We start from the raw sequence: 19,518 nt of genomic DNA, 5'->3' as shown, positions 1-19,518 counted from the left end.
GGTTTAAACCCTCCGAGGGGGTTCCCGCGTTGATGGGGGATGGCCCTGGAGGCGTGCATGCCGTCCCATCCGTCCAGCCCTTCCGCCCCGTCGAGCGGCTTCTTCACGGACGTGTCCCGCTTCCTGGGCGCGTTCCGTTGGGCGTTCATGCCGCTGGGCCTGCTGGCGCTGGTGGCGGTGGGCGTGCACGCGGCGGCGGACACGCTGGATGACCGGCTGCTCACGGCGGTGGACCGCCTGGATTCGGCGTTCGACGCGTTCGTGGGCCGGTATCCGGCGACGGCGTCCCTGGTGGACTGGGTGTCCCTGGAGCAGCGCACCCGGCTGGCGCGGGCCCTGGCCCTGGGGTGGGAACTGGCGGCGGACCTGCTGCTGGCGCTGCCCGCGCTGGGCTACCGCGAGGTGGCGGCGCCCAAAGCGGTGGAGGCGTGGCGCTCGATGCTGGAGGCGTCGGAGCCTTCGGCGTCGGGGCCTGTCTCGTGGCGGGTGTTGCTCCAGCGCTGTCTGCGGCGGCCCACGCCGATGCGGTGGGTGCGGCCCCTGGCCACGGCGGGCGTGGTGCTGGCGGGTGCGTGCACGGTGGCGCGGCTGGTCCAGGGCACGGTGTACCTGTCGTGGCGACCGCTGTTCGGTGACACCGCGGCGGACCTGTCAGCGAGGGGCCTGGCGGTGGTGGCGCTGGTGGGCGTGAGCGTGTCCCTGGGGTGGCGCGCGGTGCTGCGCAACCTCCAGCACGCGGACGAGGCCTGCGAGGCGGTGGGCCCGCGACGGGCGTGGACGCGCGGACTGCTGGGCTGCGTGCTGGTGGCGCCCCTGGGACTGGCCGCGGTGTGGGACGCGTCTCCGGTGCTGTCCTTCCTGCGCTGAGGGCCCTGGCATGTTCGCTCGACGCGCCCGGGGACTGCTGGACTTCACCTTCGCGCTCCTGTGCGTGTGGTGCGCGTACCACCACACGCCCGCGGGGGCGCTGCTGCGGCGCATGGGGGCCTGGGCCTTCAACACGCGCACCACGGCCCGGCCGCTGCTGGCGTACTACGACGGCGTGAGCGGCACGTCGGTGCCCACGCCGGGCGCGCTGCCACCGTCCATGCTCACGCGGGTGCCCACGAGCGCGGAGGCGCTGGCGTGGGGGACGCACTCGGCGCTCAAGGGCCTGGAGCCGAAGGCGCGTGAGCCCGCGCTGGCGCTGGCTCGCGAGGCGGGCATCGCGCCGGAGACGCTGTTGGATCCGGCGAAGGGGCTCGCGGCGACGCGGCGCCTGCTGGACTCGCTGGCCAGGGACTTTCCTTCGGAGGAAGCGCGGCTGACGGCGGTGTTCGCGGGGCGGGTGCCGGCGCGCTTCGCGATGGAGCGGGTGGACGCGGAGGGTGGGGCGCCCACGCTGGAGCGGCTGGCGAAGCAGCTTCCTCCGGGCTTCGACGGCTCGTCCGTGGGGGCCGCGCAGGCGCTGGCGCTGTCGACGGCGCTGATGCTCGGGTGGCCGGTGTCGGAGACCGCGATGGTGACGAGTCCGTTCGGTTACCGCGTCCACCCCACGCTGCGCACGCGCCGGATGCACACGGGCGTGGACCTGTCGGTGCGCACGGGCACCACGGTGTCCGCGGTGGCGGCGGGCGTGGTGCGCCGCGCGAGCGAGGACTCCGTGAATGGCCGCGTGCTGGTGCTGGACCACGGGCGGGGCGTGACGACGGCGTACTGCCACAACTCAGAGCTGCTGGTGAAGGCGGGCACGCGCGTGGAGAAGGGGCAGGCCATCGCGCTGTCGGGCAACACCGGCCGCTCCACCGGGCCCCACCTGCACTACCAGTTGGAGCTGGCCGCGCGTCCCGTGGACCCGTTCGGGTTCCGCACCGCGCTGCGCGTGGCGGACGGCGCGACCGAGCTCTGACGGCGCGGGTCTCCTGCGCGCACCGGAGGACCCGTGACGTTGGATGGGCCCCTGGAAGGGGGCGGGGGGCGCGTGCTAGGGCGTGGGCGCATGGCCTCCACGCTGACCGTCTCCGTGCGCCGGGTGCGCTCGCATCCGGACCCGCTGCCCCTGCCCCGCTACGAGACGGAGCAGGCCGCCGGCATGGATTTGCGGGCCGACATCGACGGGGAGCGGGTGCTTCAGCCCCTGGAGCGGATGGCGGTGCCCACGGGGCTGGCGTTCGCGCTCCCTCCGGGCTTCGAGGGCCAGGTGCGGCCCCGCTCCGGGCTGGCGCTGCGCCACGGGGTGACATGCCTCAACTCTCCTGGGACGGTGGACGCGGACTACCGGGGGGAGGTCCAGGTGCTGCTCGTCAACCTTTCCAATGCCCCCTTCACGCTGCGTCGGGGGGACCGGGTGGCCCAACTGGTGGTGGCCCCCGTCACCCTGGCGGCACTCCACGAGGTGGACGTGTTGGAGGGGACTTCCCGGGGTGACGGCGGTTTCGGGTCCACGGGTCGCTGACGCCCGGCGCGCAACGTCGTTCCTCAATGGCTCGGGAGCGGGCAGAATGGAGCCCCCGGCCGTCCGCCGGGAGGTCGCCCCCCCCGCGACCTCGTTCCGGAGTTTCACTGCTTTGCTCTGCTATCGCTGCGGCAGCCATGTCCCCGACACGAGTGAAACCTGTGCCACGTGTGGCCAGAAGTTCGACGCGGCCGCGCGTCAGGCGGCGGGGGCGGCGCGCAAACGGGGGGCCGAGGGCGCGCCGTACAAGCCGGGCGACGTCGTCGCCAACCGCTACGCCATCCAGGAAGTGGTCGGCTCCGGGCCGCTGGGGTTCGTCTTCCGCGCGCAGGACCAGGCCATCGACGTGGAGGTGGCGCTGAAGGTCATCCAGCCGCGGCTGGTGCAGCAGCCCGAGGAGCGCACGCAGTTCGCGCTGTCCCTGCGGGTGGGCAAGAAGCTCAACCACCCCAACCTGGTGCGCGTGTACGAGGAGGGCGTTGACGGGGACCGGCCCTGGTTCGCGATGCAGCTGCTGGAGGGCATCACGCTGCGCCGGATGATGGAGCAGCGCGCGTCGAAGGGGCAGTTGTTCTCGCTGAAGGAAGTGGAGCCGCTGCTGGCGCAGATGGCGGCGGCGCTGGACGGGGCGCACCGCTTCGGGCCGCACTCGAACCTGAAGCCGGAGAACGTCTTCGTCCTTCCGGACCTGTTGAAGGTGACGGACTACGGGCTGGGGCTCGCGGTGCCGCACCTGCCCTTCGTGCAGGCGCAGCGGGGGCACCGTGCGGCAGCGTACATCGCGCCGGAGTACGTGAATGGCGCGGAGCTGGACACGCGCATGGACGTGTACTCGCTGGGCGTGTTGATGGGGGAGATGGTCACCGGCCTGTTGCCGGAGGACGGCGGCGTGCCGGAGGTGACGGTGCGGCACCCGGACCTGCCGCCCGCGTTCGAGTCCCTCTACCGGCGCGCGCTCAACCAGAACCCGCTGGCGCGTCCGAAGTCGGGTGGAGACCTGCACGCGGAGTTCGCGGCGCTGGTGCAGCGTCACCCGGCCGCCGCGTCCCGGCAACGCGCGGTGCCGCCCACGGGCGCGCTTCCCGCCGCCGCCGTGGCCGCTCGGGCCGCGAACAAGCCGCTGCCGCCGGTGCCCACCGGCATGTTGCCCATCGCCACCGCCCCCACGCCGGCCGCACCCGTGCCGGCGGAGGAGGAGGCGCCCCCGCCGGATGCGACCCAGCCGCTGGACGCGGCGACGCTGGCGGCCATCCTGGGGTCGAACGCGAAGGCGCTCGACTACATCACCGGGCCCGAGGCGCGCTCGGTGTCGGATGCGTCGACGATGCAGGAGATGCGAGCCGTGCCGGAACGTCCCACGGGGCGCGGCGGTGGGCGTGGCGCGGACGCGGGTGCATCGCAGGATCCCAGGCTGCTGGGACAGGCGCCGGATGCGGCGACGCAGCAGGAGCCTCGTGCGGCGGCTCGTGCGGGCGACGGTGCGGCGGCTTCCGACGCGCGTGCTCCGGCGGCGAAGGCCGCCGAGCCGGTGATGCGCATCTTCGCGAAGGCGGAGGAGCCCTCGTTCCCGGCGGATCCCCGCGCGGCGTCCCGTTCCGCTGAGTCCGGTGCGGACGCGCGGCAGGGCAACCGGAGCGCGGAGGAGGGTCGGCAGGCGGGCCGCAACAGCGATGCCTCCGCCGTGGACTCACGGCGTGGCGGTGAGGCTTCGTCCGGTGATGCACGGCAGGGCGGACGTGGCACGGACTCCGGCCAGGACGCGCGCTCGGGTGGCCGCAACGGTGAGGCTTCGTCGGGCGGACGTGGCACGGACTTGGGTCAGGACGCGCGCTCGGGCGGCCGCAATGGTGAGGCTTCGTCCGGTGGTCGCAGCACGGACTCCGGCCAGGACGCGCGCTCGGGTGGCCGCAACGGTGAGGCTTCGTCGGGCGGCTCGGGCGGGCGCAGCGGAGAGGCTTCGTCGGGCGGTCGCGGCACGGACTCCGGCCAGGACGCGCGCTCAGGTGGTCGTAACGGCGAGGCGTCATCCGGTGACGCGCGCTCGGGTGGCCGTGGCACGGACGGAGGCGACGGACGCCAGGGCGGCTGGAGCTCCGACGACGATGAGTCCTCCGAATCCCGCTCGTCGGGTCGGGGCGGTCGCAACCCTCGGAGCACGGGAGCCGCACGCGGTGCGGAGGCCGCCGCTCCTCGCGGTTCCTCGCGCGCCTCCGCGGCGCAGGGGGCGGGCCGTTCCACCAACGCGCAGGCAGAGGGCTCCACGGGCGGACGCTCCCGCAAGGCCGAACCGGCGGGAGGCCGCGGCACGTCGCGCAATCTGCCGCCCTCGGTCTCCGGCCTGCACACGATGCCCTCCACGCGCGCCACGCAGCCGAAGCCGGCCCGTTCAGGTCCGAGCTCGATGATGTGGATGGTGATCCTCGCGGTGATGGGAATCGTGCTGGGCGCGGGCGGCGGCTATGTCTGGCTGCGCATCCGTCAGGCCCAGGCCGCGAAGAACGCGCCCGTGCCCGCCACGCCCGGCGCTTCCGCGGGCGCTCCGGGCGGCCTCATGGCCGCGGGGCAGTGTCCCCCCGGCATGAAGCTGGTGAGCGGTGGCAACTTCAAGCGGGGCTCCACCAGGGAAGACCGTCAGTCGTCCGGCTCCAGTGACGAGCTCCCCATCGAAAGCGTCATGGTGAACTCGTTCTGCGTGGACGAGTACGAGTTCCCCAACAAGCGGGGCCGCCTGCCCAGGGTCTCGGTGAGCCTGCTCGATGCGAAGTCCCTCTGCGAGGGCGTCAGCAAGCGGCTGTGCTCGGAGGATGAGTGGGAGAAGGCCTGCAAGGGCCCGGGCAACGCGCGCTACTCTCGCGGCGAGGACAACCCTTCTGCCTGCAACACCGGCACGTCCGCGGGCACGCTCGCGCAGTCCGGTGCCTTCCCGTCCTGCCAGCACTCCGAATTCCTGCCGTCGGACATGTCGGGCAACGCGGCGGAGTGGACCGACACCCAATTCAAGAAGGGCGGTTCCGACATGACCATCAAGGGCGGCTCCTTCATGGGTGCCAGTGACACGTCCCGCTGCGCCGCGCGCAAGCAGGGCGCTCCGAAGCTGACGGCCCCGGACGTGGGCTTCCGCTGCTGCGCGAACGTGCTGCCATGAGCTGGCTCCGGGGCCTCCTGCTCCTGCCGCTCCTGCTGCCCGCCGTCGTCCTCGCGCAGGCCCCGCAGCGCGGTCCGGCCCGGCCCCGCGTGGTCGCGGTGAAGTCCGCGAGCCTCGCGCCGTACGCCTCCTTCCTCGCCGGCTTCAGCTCGGAGGCCCGCGCCGACATCACCGAGGTGACGTTGGAGGAGAGCCCCACGGAGGCCGCGCGCGTCTTCAAGTCGCTGGCCGCGCAGAAGCCCGCGCTGGTGCTGGCCCTGGGCCCGCTGGCCGCCAACGCCGCGCGGCGCTCGCTGGGCGATGACGTGCCCGTGCTGTTCGCGATGGTGCCGTACCACGAGAAGTACGGCCTGGAGGCGCCGCACGTCACCGGCATCGCGCTCACCAGCGACTTCGGACCGGAGCTGGCCGCGCTCAAGGCCCTGGCTCCGGCCGCGAAGCGCGTGGGCATCCTGCACGACCCGCGCTCCTCGGCGGGCTCGGTGACGCAGGCGCGCTCCGCGGGCTCCGGGCTGGGGCTCAGCATCGTCCCGCTGGCCGTGGAGTCGCAGGAGCGCGTGGGCGAGGTGCTGGAGGGCGCCGTCGGGAAGGTGGACGGCCTGCTGATGGTTGCGGACAAGACCGTGGGCAACGCGTCCGTCGTCCAGGCGCTCATCGCCTTCAGTGCCGCCCGCCGCATCCCGCTGGTGGCGCTCACGGCCAGCCAGGTGAAGGAGGGCGCGACGCTGGCCCTCTCGCCGGCCCCGCTGGCGCTCGGACAGCAGGCGGGGAGGCTGGCCAACCGCATCATCCACGAGAGGGTCGATCCCGGTGCGCTGGCGGTGGCGCGGCCTGAAGGCCTGGACCTCTCGTTCAACCTCACCGCCGCGAAGAAGTCAGGTCCGTCCTGTGACGTCGCGCTGGAAGTGCTCCGGTTCGCGGCGCGCCGGGACTTTGCCGTGAAGGTCTACGAGTGATTCCAAGATACAGCCGTCAGGAGATGGCCTCCCTCTGGTCCGACGTCGCCCGCTATCGCCGCTGGCGCGACGTGGAGCTCGCCGCGCTGGAGGGCATGGTCGCGCAGGGGCTGGCCCCGAAAGAAGCGCTGGCGGACTGCCTGGCCCGCGCCGGTGACTTCTCCGCCGAGGACGCCGCGCGCATCGACGAAATCGAGCGCACCACCAAGCACGACGTCATCGCGTTCCTCACCTTCGTGGAGGAGCGCGTGGGGCCCAGCGCGCGCTGGCTGCACCTGGGCATGACGTCCTCGGACGTGCTGGACACGTCGCTGGGGCTCACCCTGCGCGACGCGGTGGACCTCATCCTCAAGGGCATGGACCGCGTGATGGCCGCGGTGGAGAAGCGCGCCTTCGAGCACAAGCACACGCTGCAGATGGGCCGCAGCCACGGCATCCACGCGGAGCCCATCACCTTCGGGCACAAGCTGGCCATCTGGTACGACGAGCTGCGCCGGGGCCGCACGCGCCTGGAGCACGCGCGCGACACCATCGCGGTGGGCAAGATCTCCGGCGCGGTGGGCACGTTCGCGCACCTGCCGCCCGCAGTGGAGGAGCACGTCTGCCAGAAGCTGGGCCTGAAGCCCGCGCCCGCCTCCAGCCAGGTGGTGCAGCGGGACCGGCACGCGGAGTTCTTCACCGCGCTCGCGCTCGTCGGCTCCAGCCTGGAGAAGTTCGCCGTGGAAATCCGCCACCTCCAGCGCACGGAGGTGCGTGAGGTGGAGGAAGCCTTCACGCCGGGCCAGAAGGGCTCCAGCGCGATGCCACACAAGCGCAACCCCATCCTGTCGGAGAACCTCACCGGCCTCGCGCGCCTGCTGCGCGGCTACGCGGTGAGCGCGATGGAGGACGTGGCGCTGTGGCACGAGCGGGACATCTCGCACTCGTCCGTGGAGCGCGTCATCGGGCCGGACGCCACGGGGCTCCTGGACTTCATGCTCCACCGCTTCGCGGGGCTGGTGGAGAACATGCGCGTCTACCCGGAGCAGATGCAGAAGAACCTGGACCTGCTGGGCGGCGTGGTGAACTCGCAGCGGCTGCTCCTGGAGCTGGCGCGCAAGGGCATGGACCGGCAGGCCGCGTACGTCGTCGTCCAGCGCAACGCGATGAAGATGTTCGAGGAGGGCGTGGACTTCCGGCAGGCGCTGCTCGCGGACGCGGACCTGCTCAAGATGATGACGCCCGAGGAGATTTCGGACTGCTTCTCCCCGGGCTACCACACGCGTCAGATGGACGCGGTGTTCCAGCGCGTGTTCGGCCGCGCAAGCTAGCGCTGCCTCACCGAGCCGAAACGGGCGACGGGGCTAGAGGTAGCCCTTCGCCCGCAGGTTCTGTTCGATGCGCGCGTGCACGTCCCCGGGCGTCAGCGTGAGCGACGTGCCGGTGATGCGCTCGTAGGCGGCCACGTACTTGGTGGCCAGGTCCACGCGCACGTCGTCAGGAATCGCGGGCAGCTCCCCGTGACCGGAGAAGTTCCGCTCGCGGATGAGCCACTGGCGGATGTTCTCCTTGTCCAGCATCCGCTGGTCCTCGCCCTTGGCGAAGCGCGCCTCGTACTCGTCCGCCACCCAGTAGCGGCTGGAGTCCGGGGTGTGCATCTCGTCGATGACGTAGAGCTCGTCGCCCACCTTGCCGAACTCGTACTTGGTGTCCACGAGAATGAGGCCGCGCGTCAGCGCCCACTTCTGGCCCTCCTGGAACAGGCCCCGAGCGGCCTCCGTGATGCGGGCCCAGTCGCGCGGCGTGGCGAGGTTGCGCGCGAGGATTTCCTTCTCGGAGATGGGCTCGTCGTGCTTGCCGTACTCGGCCTTGGTGGACGGCGTGAGGATGGGCGTGGGGAACGCGCTGTCCTTGCGCATTCCGTCCGGGAACGGCAGCCCGTAGGCGGTGTGCGTGCCCTTCTCGTAGTCGCGCCACAGGCTGCCGGTGAGGTAGCCGCGCACGACGACCTCCACGGAGAACGGCTCGCACGCGCGCGCCACGGTGACGTTCGCGTCGGGCACGTCCAGGACGTGGTTGGGGCAGATGTGCTTCGTGCGCTCGAACCAGAAGGCCGCCAGCCGGTTGAGCACCTCGCCCTTGAACGGGATGGTGGTGAGGACGTGGTCGAAGGCGGAGAGCCGGTCGCTCGTCACCAGGATGAGCTTGTCGCCCTGGCGGTAGGTGTCGCGGACCTTGCCCTTGTAGGGCTGGCCGAGCTTTGGCAGGTCCGTCTGCCGGAGCGTGTGGGAAAGCTGCGCGTGGAGGGCGGAGGTGTTCACGTCGGAGGCGCCTCGCGGCCCCGGCCACTCCGCCGGAAAGGGGCGGGAGCGGGGCCAGCTCATGAGGCGCGTGACTCTACTGGAGGCCCGCCGCCATGGAAGCAGGACCGTAGGCCGATGCCAGATAGAGGAACGCCGGGTTGATCCGCAGGATGCCGTCCACGTAGGCGACCGCGTACGGCGCGCCCGCGGCCCGGTCCACCTGCACTTCGCCCTCCGGGTGGATGTCCCAGAGCGCCAGGAGCGTGCGCGCGACCAGCTCCGCGGCCTCGCGCTCGGACAGGCCCTGCAGGCTCTCCCGCCGGTCCTCCGGCCACCGCTCGGCGGCCCGGCCGTCGAAGACGAACTGGAGGCTGCTGCCCGCGTCCGGAGGCTGGAGCAGGTCCGCGCGGGCCTCGAAGCCCGGCGCCGCGACGAACTCGTTGCCCTGGATGATGGGGAACAGCGCCACGCCCTGCGCGGACTGCCCGGCTTCCTGCTCCGACTGGCGGGCGATGTCCCGGAACAGCTCGAAGCGCACGGCCGGGGACTCGAACTCCACCACCTCGGGCGAGCTGGTGAGCGCCTGCCGGGACGTCAGCGACGGACGCGAAGGCGTGCCCGTGCCACCACACGCGGTGGTGACGAGCGACAGCGACAGAAGCAAGCCAGGGACCCAGCGACGCATCAGCGGGAATATACCGATCACCCTGACGCACCACCAGCTAAACTCGGGGGCATGCGTCCAGGTGCGGAGCTCACCGTCATCCTTCATCAGACCCGTTCACCCGACAACCTCGGGGCCGTCTGCCGGATCATGGCGAATTTCGATTTCCAACGCCTCATCCTCTCCGAGCCCATCACCCGCGACTTCACCGGCGCGGAACGTCTGGCGGTCAAAAGCGACCACGTCCTCAAGGCCCTCACCGTCGCCCCGACGCTGGCGGAGGCCGTGAAGGATTGCGTGTACGTGGTGGGCAGTACGTCACGCACCCAGGTGGAGGGGCGGTCCCCCCTGACCCCGGAAGAGGCGGCGCGGCGGCTGGCGGAGGAGAGCAAGCGGGGCCGGGTGGCGCTGCTGTTCGGCGGTGAGCAGCGCGGCCTGTCCGACGAGGACCTGACGCATTGCGCGGACGTGCTCGTCATCCCCACGTCGGACGTGCAGCCGTCCATGAACCTGGCGCAGTCGGCGTCGGTGCTGCTGTACCTCTGCCACCGTCAGGGCGTGGAGCCTTCCGGCCCGCCGGCGGAGGAGCCCGGTGCGCGGCTGGGGACGCTCGGCGCGCTGAGCAAGCGCATGCGCGAGACGATGCTGGCGGCGGACTTCCTGAACCGGCAGGCGCCGGACCATGTGCTGCATGAGCTGGAGCAGACGTTGATGCGTTCGCGGCTGACCCAGCGGGAAGCGGAGCTTTGGCTCAACGCCTTCAAGCACCTGGGCCGCGCGGTGACGCCGGGGACCTCCCGCGAGTGAGGGCGGGAGGCGTGGCCGGCGCCACGTGAAGCGGGAACGACGGGCGACTTAAGCCGCCGCGTCCTTCTTGTACGTCTCCGCGTAGTGCTTCTCGCACAGGCCGCCCTTGAGGACCTTGATGCGGCACTCGGGCTTGGAGCACACGCGGTAGCGCGAGTGCGGCAGGTCGCCCTGGCGCCACTGCTTGTAGTGGAAGAAGCAGTAGTTCTTGGCGCGGTAGGGGCGCTTGCAGCCCTCCACGGTGCACGCCTTCTTGCCGTTGCCCTTGGCGGTGCGCGGCCAATGGGTGGACTTCTTCGTCTGGGTGGCCTCGGCCATGGTGCGGACTCTCCTGCGAATCGATGCGCGAAAACCCGCGGCGCCACGTGGGTGGACCCGCCGCAGTATGGAAGGCGCACGGTGTATCGCCCGATTTCGCGGAACGCAAGGAGGCTGGCGGCCCGGGAGGGCCCCGGAGGTCCGTCCTGTCAGGGGACGGGCGTGCGCTTCAGGGACCCGGAACCGCCCGTGCCCTGGACGCCCGCCTGCCCCGCGCTGGCACGCGGCACCGGGGAGAGCAGCTCTTCCAGCACGGACTGGGCCCCGGCCGGGCGTCCACCCGGAGCGGTGCCCGAGGCCAGGGTGGCCGGCGGGGCCTCCGCCTCCGTGAAGGGCAGGGCGTCCAGCTTCACCCGCATCGTCATGGGACGGCCCACCCGGCGCACCTGGAGGCGGATGTGCTGGCCCACGCCGCGAGCGGCCACCTGCCAGCGCAGGGTGTGGGCGCGCTCCACCGACCGGCGGTCCATGTCCAGGATGACGTCGCCGGCCCGCAGGCCCGCGCGGGCGGCCGGACTGTCCTCCACCACGTCCGTCACCACCACGCCCCGGCCGCGCGGCATCAGGTTGAACGCCGCGGCCACCTCCGGGGAGAAGTCCTGCACGCTGATGCCAATCCACCCTCGGCGCATCCGGCCGTGGGCCTTGAGCTGCGGAATCACCGTCTTCGCGATGTCGATGGGGATGGCGAACCCGATGCCCTGGCCGGACACGTTGACGGCGTTGGCCACCGCCACCACGTCGCCGTGCAGGTCCAACACCGGCCCGCCGGAGTTGCCCGGGTTGATGGACGCGTCGATCTGCACGTAGTCGAAGTCGCCGTCGCGCCCGTTGGGCGTCACGTCGGTGCGGCCCAGGTAGCTCACCACTCCCACCGTCACGGAGTGCGCCAGGCCGAACGGGTTGCCGATGACGACCACCCAGTCCGCGATGCCCACGTGGGACGCGGACGCCAGCTTCAGCACCGGCAGCTTCCGGGGCGCGTCCACCTTCAAGAGCGCGCAGTCGGTGCGCTCGTCCTCGCCCACCACCGTCGCGGGGAACTCCTCCACGTAGCCGTTGGCGCTGCGCACGGAGATGGTGACCTCGGAGGCCCCCTCCACCACGTGCGCGCTGGTGAGGATGTAGCCGTCCGGGTGGATGATGAAGCCGGAGCCGATGCCGCGCTGGGGCTCCTCGCCCTCCGGCACGTCGGCGCTGTCCTGGCGCGTGGTGATGGACACCACGGCCGGCATCGCCTTCCGGGCGACCTCACTGATGTTGGAGTGCTGCCGGGACACGGCGCGGTTCTGCGCCTCCATCCACAGCTTCGTATCCCGGGCCTCGGCGCGCGCCGTTGCTCCCAGCGCGCATGCCATGACCGCCACCTTGATGACGCCCCCGAACCGCGTCCAACCCATGGGCCCGCCTCTCCACCACCGTCCAACCCAACGCCCCGGCGCAAGGTATGAATGGTCCCGGGCGGACGGAAGGGGGCTGCGGTGCGATCAGCGAACGCCGAGCCTGCTTCGGCGCCTACTTCGGCGCCTACTTCTTCTTGGCGATGATGTTGTTGATGGCCGCGCGGTCCTCTTCGGTGATGCGCTCGCGCGGCGCGGCGGTGTTGGCGGACTTCTGGGACACGACCTGCTTCGCGTCGTCCAGCGCGCCCTCGAAGCCGTCCTTCACCTTGTCCATCGTGGAAGGGTTCACCGAACGCTTCCAGGTGCGCTCCATGTGCTCCAGCGGCGAGCGACCGTCCACCTTGCCCCGCGCCAGGAAGACGCCCAGACCCACCGCGCATGCCGTCCAGACCAGGAACTTCAACACGCCCATGATTCACATCCTCCTACGTCGTCTTACATCGTCTCCAACGCCATGGCGAGTTTCCGACCGGCGCGACGGGAGTCGCTGACAGGGGGGCGGGCGGGCCCTTAAGGTCCACGGCCTTGCTGCCCGAAGAACTCATCAGGGCCGCCCAGACACGGGCGGCGGGATTGGATGTGGGGCGGGGTGACGCGGCGCTGGAGCGCGTGCGGACCTCGGCCTCGGCGCTGTTCGCGAAGCTGCCGGAGCCCCCGGTGTACCGGCGGGCGGAGGACCCGACGCGCAAGGCGGCCCAGGCGCTGCTACCGGAGATGGAGCGGGTGCTGGCGGAGGCCTTCGCGGTGGCGCGCGAGCCGGCGGTGTCGCCGCTGGTGGACCGGCTGGTGGAGGCCCTGCGCGCGCACGCGGAGGCGCTGGTGCACACCGCGGACGGCCGGCTGGAAGCGGCGGAGCTGGCGTGGCGCCGGGCCCAGGAATTGGAGCGCGCGGCGCACCCCACGCGGCAGATGGTGGGCCCTCCGGCGCGGCCGCCGCCGGTGTTCGACAAGGCCAGTGGCCAGTCGCGCTACGACCCTCGCAACGCGGCGCAGGTGGGCGTGAAGCTCATGTGCCCCAACACCGGCTGCAAGCGGCTGGGGGACTACGCCTTCCTGCCGACGCACGCGTACCACCGCTTCGTGTGCCCGGCGTGCCGGGTGCCCTTCATGGCCTACTTCGGGGAGCTGAAGGGGCTGGAGGTGGAGATCCGCCGCAGCTCCAAGCGCTACCGCTTCACGGTGGACGAGGTGGGCAGCGCCGTCACGACGCGCATCGACTTCGAGGAGGCCGGCGGGCAGGAGTTTCCTGCCGCGCGCCGCGACCTGCTGGCGTTCCTCTACACGGAGCAGCGCGAGCTGAAGGTCGTGATGAACCACACCAACATGAAGCTGATGTGGGTGAGCCCCGCGGCCTCGTGCTTCGTGGTGACGGCGGCCTTTGGCGAGGGCGCGCCGGAGCTGGTGGCGTTCCGCGCGTACCGGGACGAGGTTCTCAGGAAGAGCCGGCTCGGTCAGGGGTTCATCGACGGCTATTATCACTGGGGACCTCCGCTGGCGGCCTGGGTGGTGCGTCGGCCGCGGGTTCGGGCCGGGGTGCGCTGGGCCTTGACGCGGGTGCACGGCCGCCTGACACGAAGGGAACGCGGATGACACAGCAGGCTGGGACCGAGGAACCGAAGCCGCCGGGCGCGCGCGGGGATGGCGCCAAGACGGCGCTGTCGGTGGTGGCGGTGCTGGGGTTGGCGGCGCTGGCGTTCCTGGGCGTGCGCGAGGGCCAGCGTGCGCGACTGGTACCGGATGGCGCGGCGCCGCCGGACTTCCAGTTGCGCAAGCACGAGGGCGGCTCGCTGGCGCTGACGGACCTGAAGGGCCAGGTGGTGATGCTCGACTTCTGGGCGACCTGGTGTCCGCCGTGCCGCGAGGAGATGCCGTCGCTGGTGAAGCTGGCGAAGGAGTACGAGTCCCAGGGGCTCGTGTTCGTGGCGGCCAGCCGGGACGAAGGCGCCACGGCGGAGCAGGAGGTGGACTACTTCCTCCGGCGCTTCCAGCCGGAGCTGAAGCCCTACGTCGTCTACGCGGACGACGACGTGGCGCGGGCCTTCCAGGTGAACGCGCTGCCCACGCTCTACTTCCTGGACCGCGACGGCAAGGTGACGGACGCCCAGCGCGGCATGCTGTCCGAGGACGGCCTGCGCCGTCGCATCGAGCGGGCGCTGAAGAAGTAGGTCCCGACGTGAGGTGGACGGTCCCGGGTTCGAGGGCCGTCCGCCGGGCTTCACGCGGCCTGACGCGGTGACGGGAGGAGGTGCTGCTCCCGGCCGTCCAGGCCCTTCGCGGTGATGGGAGGAGGTCGTCCTCCTGTCCGCGAGACAGCGGGACGGCCCGGATGCCGGACCGTCCCTGCCACCCCAGCTACTTCTTGCCGGCCGGCGTGCCCGCGTCCGGCGCGGCCTGTGGCTTCGGCGCGGTGGCCGGAGCCGCAGGCGCAGGCGTTCCCGCATCCGTCGCGGGAGGCCCGCCCAGCCCGGGCAGCGGCTGGGTGCCGGGCGGAGGCGGCTGGCCGTTGGGGACGATGGTCTCCTTCGGGCCGCTTTCGATCTCCGACTTCACGAGCTTGAAGTCGACGCGCCGGTTCTTCGCGCGGCCGAGCGCCGTGTCGTTGGTGTCGATGGGCCGGTCGAACCCGAAGCCCTGCGACGTCAGCCGCTTGCGGTCGATCTTCTTGCCCGCCAGGTAGTCGAGCACCGACTTCGCGCGCCGCTTGGACAGGTCCAGGTTGAGCGAGCGCGAGCCCTTGTTGTCCGTGTGCCCTTCAATCTGCACCGGTCCCAGGGTCGGGTTCTTGGCGAGCACCGACGCCACCTCATCCAGCAGCGGGTACGACTGTTTCTGGATGATCGCGGAGTTCGTCTCGAAGAGGATGTTGCCCTTGATGCGGATGCGGTCCGACTCCACGACCACGTAGGGCGGGGCGTCGTACGGGCAGCCGTTGTTCTCCGGCGGTCCGGCCACGTCGGGGCAGTCGTCCTCGCCGTCCGGAATCTCATCCATGTCCGTGTCCGGGCAGCCGTCGAAGTCCTTCAGGCCGGGCACGTCCGGGCACTTGTCCAACTTGTCGATGATGCCGTCGCCGTCGGTGTCCTTGTCCGGCTCCACCGGGCAGCCCTTGGTCTCCACGGTGCCCTTCACGCTGGGGCACGCGTCGTCGCCGTCCGCGATGCCGTCGCCGTCGTTGTCCGGATCCGGGCAGCCGTCGTAGTCCTCGAAGTCGTCCTTGTCCTCGGGCTGCGTGGGGCAGCGGTCGAGCGTGTCGGGCACGCCGTCGCCATCCGAGTCCAGACCGGACGTGTCGTAGCGGACCGCCAGCATCACGCGCAGGGCCTCGCGGCCGTAGCCGGTGGTGACGTTGAGCCCGCGGCCCACGTCCAGCTCCACGCCCCAGTTGCCCCACACCTTCGCGCGCGCGCCGACGAGCAGCTCCCACGGCGTCTTGAGCGAATCCGACTGGTCGAAGTTGAACGGGCGCACCAGCGGCGTGCGCAGGTGCATTTCCGCCACGCCCTTCACCTCGCGAAGCCGGCCGATGTCCGGCAGGTCCACGATGCCGCCCGCGCCCAGCGTCAGCTCGTCGTCCACGCGCAGGTTCAGGTACTGCGCCGCGGGACGCAGCAGCACGCCCGCGTTGCCGAGCACGCGCACGGGCAGGGGACCCACCTTCCAGTCCACGGCCAGGCGCGGGGCGAACACCACGCCGCGCTCACCCGTGAAGCTCTGCGCGCTGCCGGTGGGCAGCCGCACTTCCGTCACCACCGCGAGCCCCACCGGGAAGCGGTTCGGGTTCAGCAGGTTCACGCGCGGCAGCAGGCGGATGTCGCCCAGCGTGGTGCCGCTGACGCCTGCGGCGCCCGGGAAGTCCGGCGCGTTCAGCGCGTCCCCGAGCAGCGAGAAGTTGTCGCCCTGGATGAGCGTGACGGGCAGGTCCACGCCCAGCTCCAACCGCTCCAGGAGCTGGTAGGAGAACAGCAGGTGCGCATCCAGCCGGTACGGCAGCAGGTCGCCCAGCTTCTCGTCGCCCAGCTTGAGCGAGAGGATGCGCCAGTTGAAGTCGAGGAGCAGCGCGCCCCGATAGCTGCCCACCGCTTCCGCGGTAGCGCCTTCCAGCGCGATGCCGCTGGACTGCGCGGCCGTGGGCTTCACGGGAACGGCATCGAAGCCGCGGGAGAACGGATCGGGCTGTGCGTGGGCCGCTGCCGTGGTGAGCAGCAGGCCCAGGGCCGCGAGCCGGATGGCTGCGCCGCCTGCGGACCGGCTCCACGAAACGTGCCCGGAGTCGGGGCATTGCATGCTGAGGCTCTTAGCACCCACCTTCTCGGGCCGGAAGAAAAGCCACCCTTCCGGTGTGAGCTACAGCCCTGTGCCATTTATACAATTCGGGGTGCCCACGAGAGGAGCGAGCCCCCCGCCGCGAGGCGATGTGTCCTGTCGATTACGTCACAGTTCACGGCGGCCTTCCGGTTCCCCGGAGCGTTGGAGGCCATGCGAGAAACAGCGTCATGAATCGCTGGCTCCTGTGGGGATGTCTCCTGGTGGTGGGTTGCGGCACCCGTGAGTCGAACGTGCGGCGCGAGTCCCTCGCGTCACCGGTGGCTGGATCCGAGGGCACGGTCGTCTTCGAGGGGAGCTGTGACGCGTCGGGCGCGGTGGAGCTGGGCGGCGGCCTGTTCGTGGTGGCGGACGACGAGGACAACATCCTGCGCATCTACGACGCGCGCCAAGGCGGCCGTCCGTTGAAGACGGTGGACCTGTCGCCGTCGCTGGAATTGCCGGTGAAGAAGAAGCCTCCGGAGACGGACATCGAGGCGGGCTCGCGGCTGGGCAACCTGGCCTTCTGGCTCACGTCGCACGGCCGCAACAGCTCCGGCAAGAAGCAGCCCGCGCGCCTGCGCTTCTTCGCCACGAGCGCCGGGGATGCGGAGCACGTGCAGCTCATCGGTCAGCCGTACACGCGGCTCCTGGAGGACCTGCTCGCGGAGCCGGGGCTCGCGCCGTACGGGCTGGTGGACGCGGAGCCGCTGCCGCCGAAGCAGGCCGGGGGCCTCAACATCGAGGGCCTGACGGCGATGCTGGACTCGCCCGCGATGCTCATTGGCTTTCGAAGTCCGCTGACGCAGGGCAAGGCGCTGGTGGTGCCGCTGCTCAACCCGGAGGCGGTGGTGCGCGAGGGCGTGACGGCGCGCTTCGGTGCACCGCGCTTGCTGGACCTGGGAGGCCTGGGCATCCGCTCGCTGTCGTCGTGGCGGGGCCGCTACCTCATCATGGCGGGGGCCACCGGTTCGGAGGCGCGCTCGCGGCTGTTCACCTGGAGGGGCGGGGATGACCGGCCGGCTCCGGTGGAGTCGGTGGACCTGTCGAGCCTCAACCCGGAGGCGTTCTTCACGCCGGACGCGTCCGACGAGGTCCTGCTCCTGAGCGACGACGGTACCGTGTCGTTGGACGGGGTGGAGTGCAAGCGCCAGGAGGATCCGGCGCTCAAGCGCTTTCGCGGCGTGTGGACGACGTTGCCGCAAAGCCCCTGAGCGCCGGATGGGCGCGCGGGTGCTAGCGCTCCATGAACTCCGCGGCCGGGACGACCTGGACGGCGTCCGGACGCACCGGCAGCTTCTGCTGGATGAGCGTCTCATCCAGCTTCAGCAGCTCCGGCGACTTGGGTGATGCGTACGTGATGGGAGAAGGCGCCCCCGACTTGAGCGTCTTCGCGAGCCCGTCCGCGTCCTCCGTGACGAACACGAACGCGAGCTTCTCCGGCTGGAGCTGCCGGCGCACGGCGGCGTTCACGGACTCCGGCGTCATCGTCTTCAGCGCCTCGCGGTAGGACTCCAGGAAGTTCGGCGTGCCGTAGAAGAGCGAGTCGATGGCGTACCCCAGCCGGCGCTGGTCGCTCTGCTCCCACAGGCGCGTGTAGCCCTGGAGGAAGCCGCGCACCAGGTCGAAGCGGTCCTGGGGCAGGGGCTCCTTCGACATCCGGTCCAGGAAGTACACCGCGCCGCGCGTGGCGAACACGCCATTGGCGGGCACCACGGGCCGCAGCCACAGGGACACATCCTGCTGGGTGCGCACCAGGTTGGTGCGGTTGAACGTGCCGTTGCCCCGGTCCTCGATGAAGTGCTCGGCGTAGGCGTAGTCGCCGTAGTTGAGGCCGCGCTGCTCGCGCAGTTCGTTGAAGAGCACGCCGACGAACTGACGGTGCTCGCCCAGGTTCGACAGCGCGAACGCCACCGGGAAGAAGTCCGGGTCGCCCCGGCGCAGCGGCGTGACGAAGCCCATGCTCACGGCGGTGGAGAGCGTGGGCTTCTGGAGGATGAGCGTGCGGCCGGCGGAGGACGGCACGGGCGGCAGCGCCACCCGAGGCGCCCCCGTGGCGGGCAGCGCGGAGAGGCGCGAGGTGACGGTCTGCTGGAGCGCGGCGTCCACCGGGCCCGCGAGCCCGATGATGAGCCGGTCCTGGGTGAAGACGCGGCGCGCATGCGCCTTCACATCGTCAATCGTGAGCGACTGGAGGCCCTGCACGGTGCCGCCGGTGAAGTGGGCGTAGGGGTGGCCCGCGTAGAGCAGCGCGTCCAGGCCCACCTTGCCCAGCGTCTCGTCGTCCTCGCTGCGCAGGCCGTTGCGCACGGCATTCAGCGCGTTGGCGCGCAGGCGCTCGAACTCCGCGGGGTCGAAGCGGGGCTCCAGCAGCGTGTCGGTGTACAGCTCCAGGAAGCGCGGCAGGAAGTCCTTGTGGACGCGGCCGGAGAGGGTGGTCATCTCCTTGTCGGTGACGACCGTGAGCTCGGCGGCCATCGGGTAGAGCGCTTCGAGCAACTGCGCGGCGGTGAGCTTCCGCGTGCCGCCCTCCGCCATCAGCTTCGCGGTGAGGAAGGTGAGGCCCTCCTTGCCCTTCGGATCATCGATGGAGCCCGTGTGGAACACGAGCCGCAGGCTGACGAGCGGCGTGTCCTGCCGGGCCTGCACGACGAGCTCCATGGGCTTCGGCTGCTTCAGCGGCACGGCCGGCACCGGCGCGGTGGTCTTCGCGGTGTCGGTCGCGGCCGGAGGCGTCGTGGGCGGCGCGGCTTCGGGCATGGGCTTGGGGGTGGAGGCGCAACCGGCGAGGGACAGCGCGGCGGCGAACACCAGGGACACGGACGGGTTGGACTTCAGCATCACGGCGTCCCTCCGGCGGCGGGCTTGGGGGTGAGGGTGAGGGCGGTGAGGTTCGAGTCGATGAGGTACTTCTTCGCGAACGCGGTGAGCTGCTTCGGCGTCACGGCGCCCAGCTGCTTCAGGTAGCTGGCGAGCGCGTCGGGCGGGCCCATGACGCCCGCGTAGAAGGCCAGGTCGATGGCCACATCGCGCGGGGTGTCCATGCCCATGAGCAGGCCGTAGCGCAGGTGGTCCTGGATGGCCTTCACGCGCGCGGCATCCACCTTGCCGTCGACCAGGGCCTTCACGTCGCGACGCAGGGTCGCGTCCACGGCGGCGCGGTGCTTCTCGTCCTGGAGGGTGGCGTCGATGGGGAAGAGGTACGGG

General features: G+C 71.3%; 17 protein-coding genes and 1 pseudogene. 10 read left to right on the top strand and 8 right to left on the bottom strand.

Annotation, left to right across the window (positions count from 1 at the left end; translation table 11 throughout):
- The first annotated feature begins 57 nt into the window (after nt 1-57).
- The 6 genes from D7Y13_RS20730 (at nt 58) to purB (ending at nt 7,845) form a co-directional block, all read left to right on the top strand.
- Nucleotides 58-867, top strand: coding sequence for a hypothetical protein (locus D7Y13_RS20730; RefSeq protein ID WP_120536226.1), 810 nt, complete (start codon nt 58-60; stop codon nt 865-867).
- 10 nt (nt 868-877) lie between these two features.
- A complete protein-coding gene (locus D7Y13_RS20725; RefSeq protein ID WP_120584251.1) occupies nt 878-1,888 on the top strand; it encodes a M23 family metallopeptidase in 1,011 nt (336 codons plus the stop codon).
- Nucleotides 1,889-1,978: 90 nt separating this feature from the next.
- A complete protein-coding gene (gene dut / locus D7Y13_RS20720; RefSeq protein WP_120536221.1) occupies nt 1,979-2,434 on the top strand; it encodes a dUTP diphosphatase in 456 nt (151 codons plus the stop codon).
- Nucleotides 2,435-2,546: 112 nt separating this feature from the next.
- The gene (locus D7Y13_RS20715; protein ID WP_120584250.1) at nt 2,547-5,579 is read left to right on the top strand and encodes a protein kinase domain-containing protein; all 3,033 of its coding nucleotides are present in this window, start codon (nt 2,547-2,549) and stop codon (nt 5,577-5,579) included.
- The gene (locus tag D7Y13_RS20710; protein ID WP_120584249.1) at nt 5,576-6,535 is read left to right on the top strand and encodes an ABC transporter substrate-binding protein; all 960 of its coding nucleotides are present in this window, start codon (nt 5,576-5,578) and stop codon (nt 6,533-6,535) included. Before D7Y13_RS20715 ends, D7Y13_RS20710 begins: the two co-directional genes overlap by 4 nt.
- Entirely contained in the window at nt 6,532-7,845 is a 1,314-nt protein-coding gene (gene purB, locus D7Y13_RS20705; protein WP_120536224.1) for an adenylosuccinate lyase, read from the top strand. Before D7Y13_RS20710 ends, purB begins: the two co-directional genes overlap by 4 nt.
- A 33-nt stretch (nt 7,846-7,878) precedes the next feature.
- On the opposite strand, the gene D7Y13_RS20700 is transcribed toward purB, so the two are convergent.
- The gene (locus D7Y13_RS20700; RefSeq protein WP_120536909.1) at nt 7,879-8,835 is read right to left on the bottom strand and encodes a phosphoribosylaminoimidazolesuccinocarboxamide synthase; all 957 of its coding nucleotides are present in this window, start codon (nt 8,833-8,835) and stop codon (nt 7,879-7,881) included.
- Between the two features lie 76 nt (nt 8,836-8,911).
- Nucleotides 8,912-9,481 (bottom strand): hypothetical protein, encoded by a 570-nt coding sequence (locus D7Y13_RS20695; protein WP_233595659.1) that lies wholly within the window; start codon nt 9,479-9,481, stop codon nt 8,912-8,914.
- A gap of 72 nt (nt 9,482-9,553) precedes the next feature.
- Between D7Y13_RS20695 and D7Y13_RS20690 the strand changes: the two genes are divergently transcribed.
- Nucleotides 9,554-10,288, top strand: a complete 735-nt coding sequence (locus D7Y13_RS20690) for an RNA methyltransferase (protein WP_120536907.1) — start codon at nt 9,554-9,556, stop codon at nt 10,286-10,288.
- A 48-nt stretch (nt 10,289-10,336) separates the two neighbouring features.
- Here D7Y13_RS20690 and D7Y13_RS20685 read toward each other — a convergent pair whose 3' ends face one another.
- The 3 genes from D7Y13_RS20685 to D7Y13_RS20675 all read right to left on the bottom strand — a co-directional run bounded on the left by D7Y13_RS20685 (nt 10,337) and on the right by D7Y13_RS20675 (nt 12,421).
- Nucleotides 10,337-10,606 (bottom strand): vegetative protein, encoded by a 270-nt coding sequence (locus D7Y13_RS20685; RefSeq protein ID WP_120536906.1) that lies wholly within the window; start codon nt 10,604-10,606, stop codon nt 10,337-10,339.
- Nucleotides 10,607-10,755: 149 nt separating this feature from the next.
- A complete protein-coding gene (locus D7Y13_RS20680) occupies nt 10,756-12,006 on the bottom strand; it encodes a S1C family serine protease (protein WP_120584247.1) in 1,251 nt (416 codons plus the stop codon).
- Between the two features lie 127 nt (nt 12,007-12,133).
- Nucleotides 12,134-12,421: a hypothetical protein gene (locus D7Y13_RS20675; RefSeq protein WP_120536904.1), complete on the bottom strand. Its 288-nt coding sequence runs from the start codon at nt 12,419-12,421 to the stop codon at nt 12,134-12,136.
- A gap of 113 nt (nt 12,422-12,534) precedes the next feature.
- Between D7Y13_RS20675 and D7Y13_RS20670 the strand changes: the two genes are divergently transcribed.
- Nucleotides 12,535-13,599, top strand: coding sequence for a CFI-box-CTERM domain-containing protein (locus tag D7Y13_RS20670; protein ID WP_120536903.1), 1,065 nt, complete (start codon nt 12,535-12,537; stop codon nt 13,597-13,599).
- The gene (locus tag D7Y13_RS20665; RefSeq protein ID WP_120536902.1) at nt 13,596-14,174 is read left to right on the top strand and encodes a TlpA family protein disulfide reductase; all 579 of its coding nucleotides are present in this window, start codon (nt 13,596-13,598) and stop codon (nt 14,172-14,174) included. The genes D7Y13_RS20670 and D7Y13_RS20665 overlap by 4 nt, the downstream gene beginning before the upstream one ends.
- A gap of 187 nt (nt 14,175-14,361) precedes the next feature.
- Here D7Y13_RS20665 and D7Y13_RS20660 read toward each other — a convergent pair whose 3' ends face one another.
- Nucleotides 14,362-16,293 carry an OmpA family protein gene (locus D7Y13_RS20660; RefSeq protein ID WP_120584246.1) on the bottom strand — a complete coding sequence of 644 codons (1,932 nt, stop codon included), beginning with the start codon at nt 16,291-16,293 and terminating at the stop codon, nt 14,362-14,364.
- 209 nt (nt 16,294-16,502) lie between these two features.
- On the opposite strand from D7Y13_RS20660, the gene D7Y13_RS20655 reads away from it, so the two are divergent.
- Complete coding sequence (locus D7Y13_RS20655) at nt 16,503-17,525, top strand: DUF3616 domain-containing protein (RefSeq protein ID WP_120584245.1); 1,023 nt, start codon at nt 16,503-16,505, stop codon at nt 17,523-17,525.
- 22 nt (nt 17,526-17,547) lie between these two features.
- Here D7Y13_RS20655 and D7Y13_RS20650 read toward each other — a convergent pair whose 3' ends face one another.
- Both D7Y13_RS20650 and D7Y13_RS20645 read right to left on the bottom strand, forming a co-directional pair.
- Nucleotides 17,548-19,152, bottom strand: coding sequence for a M16 family metallopeptidase (locus D7Y13_RS20650; RefSeq protein WP_120584244.1), 1,605 nt, complete (start codon nt 19,150-19,152; stop codon nt 17,548-17,550).
- A pseudogene (locus D7Y13_RS20645) lies at nt 19,152-19,518 on the bottom strand (insulinase family protein); the annotation flags it as partial. The gene D7Y13_RS20650 and the pseudogene D7Y13_RS20645, both read right to left, overlap by 1 nt.

The organism is Corallococcus praedator (genome assembly GCF_003612125.1).
Lineage (GTDB): Bacteria > Myxococcota > Myxococcia > Myxococcales > Myxococcaceae > Corallococcus > Corallococcus praedator.
This window is presented reverse-complemented; position numbering and strand designations above follow the sequence as displayed.

Excerpts from the sequence above, each read along its gene's own strand:
- D7Y13_RS20730 (WP_120536226.1), top strand. The coding sequence starts at position 58 with ATGCCGTCCCATCCGTCCAGCCCTTCCGCCCCGTCGAGCGGCTTCTTC.
- D7Y13_RS20725 (WP_120584251.1), top strand. The coding sequence starts at position 878 with ATGTTCGCTCGACGCGCCCGGGGACTGCTGGACTTCACCTTCGCGCTC.
- dut (WP_120536221.1), top strand. The coding sequence starts at position 1,979 with ATGGCCTCCACGCTGACCGTCTCCGTGCGCCGGGTGCGCTCGCATCCG.
- D7Y13_RS20710 (WP_120584249.1), top strand. The coding sequence starts at position 5,576 with ATGAGCTGGCTCCGGGGCCTCCTGCTCCTGCCGCTCCTGCTGCCCGCC.
- D7Y13_RS20690 (WP_120536907.1), top strand. The coding sequence starts at position 9,554 with ATGCGTCCAGGTGCGGAGCTCACCGTCATCCTTCATCAGACCCGTTCA.
- D7Y13_RS20685 (WP_120536906.1), bottom strand. The coding sequence starts at position 10,606 with ATGGCCGAGGCCACCCAGACGAAGAAGTCCACCCATTGGCCGCGCACC.
- D7Y13_RS20680 (WP_120584247.1), bottom strand. The coding sequence starts at position 12,006 with ATGGGTTGGACGCGGTTCGGGGGCGTCATCAAGGTGGCGGTCATGGCA.
- D7Y13_RS20675 (WP_120536904.1), bottom strand. The coding sequence starts at position 12,421 with ATGGGCGTGTTGAAGTTCCTGGTCTGGACGGCATGCGCGGTGGGTCTG.
- D7Y13_RS20665 (WP_120536902.1), top strand. The coding sequence starts at position 13,596 with ATGACACAGCAGGCTGGGACCGAGGAACCGAAGCCGCCGGGCGCGCGC.
- D7Y13_RS20660 (WP_120584246.1), bottom strand. The coding sequence starts at position 16,293 with ATGCAATGCCCCGACTCCGGGCACGTTTCGTGGAGCCGGTCCGCAGGC.
- D7Y13_RS20655 (WP_120584245.1), top strand. The coding sequence starts at position 16,503 with ATGAATCGCTGGCTCCTGTGGGGATGTCTCCTGGTGGTGGGTTGCGGC.
- D7Y13_RS20650 (WP_120584244.1), bottom strand. The coding sequence starts at position 19,152 with ATGCTGAAGTCCAACCCGTCCGTGTCCCTGGTGTTCGCCGCCGCGCTG.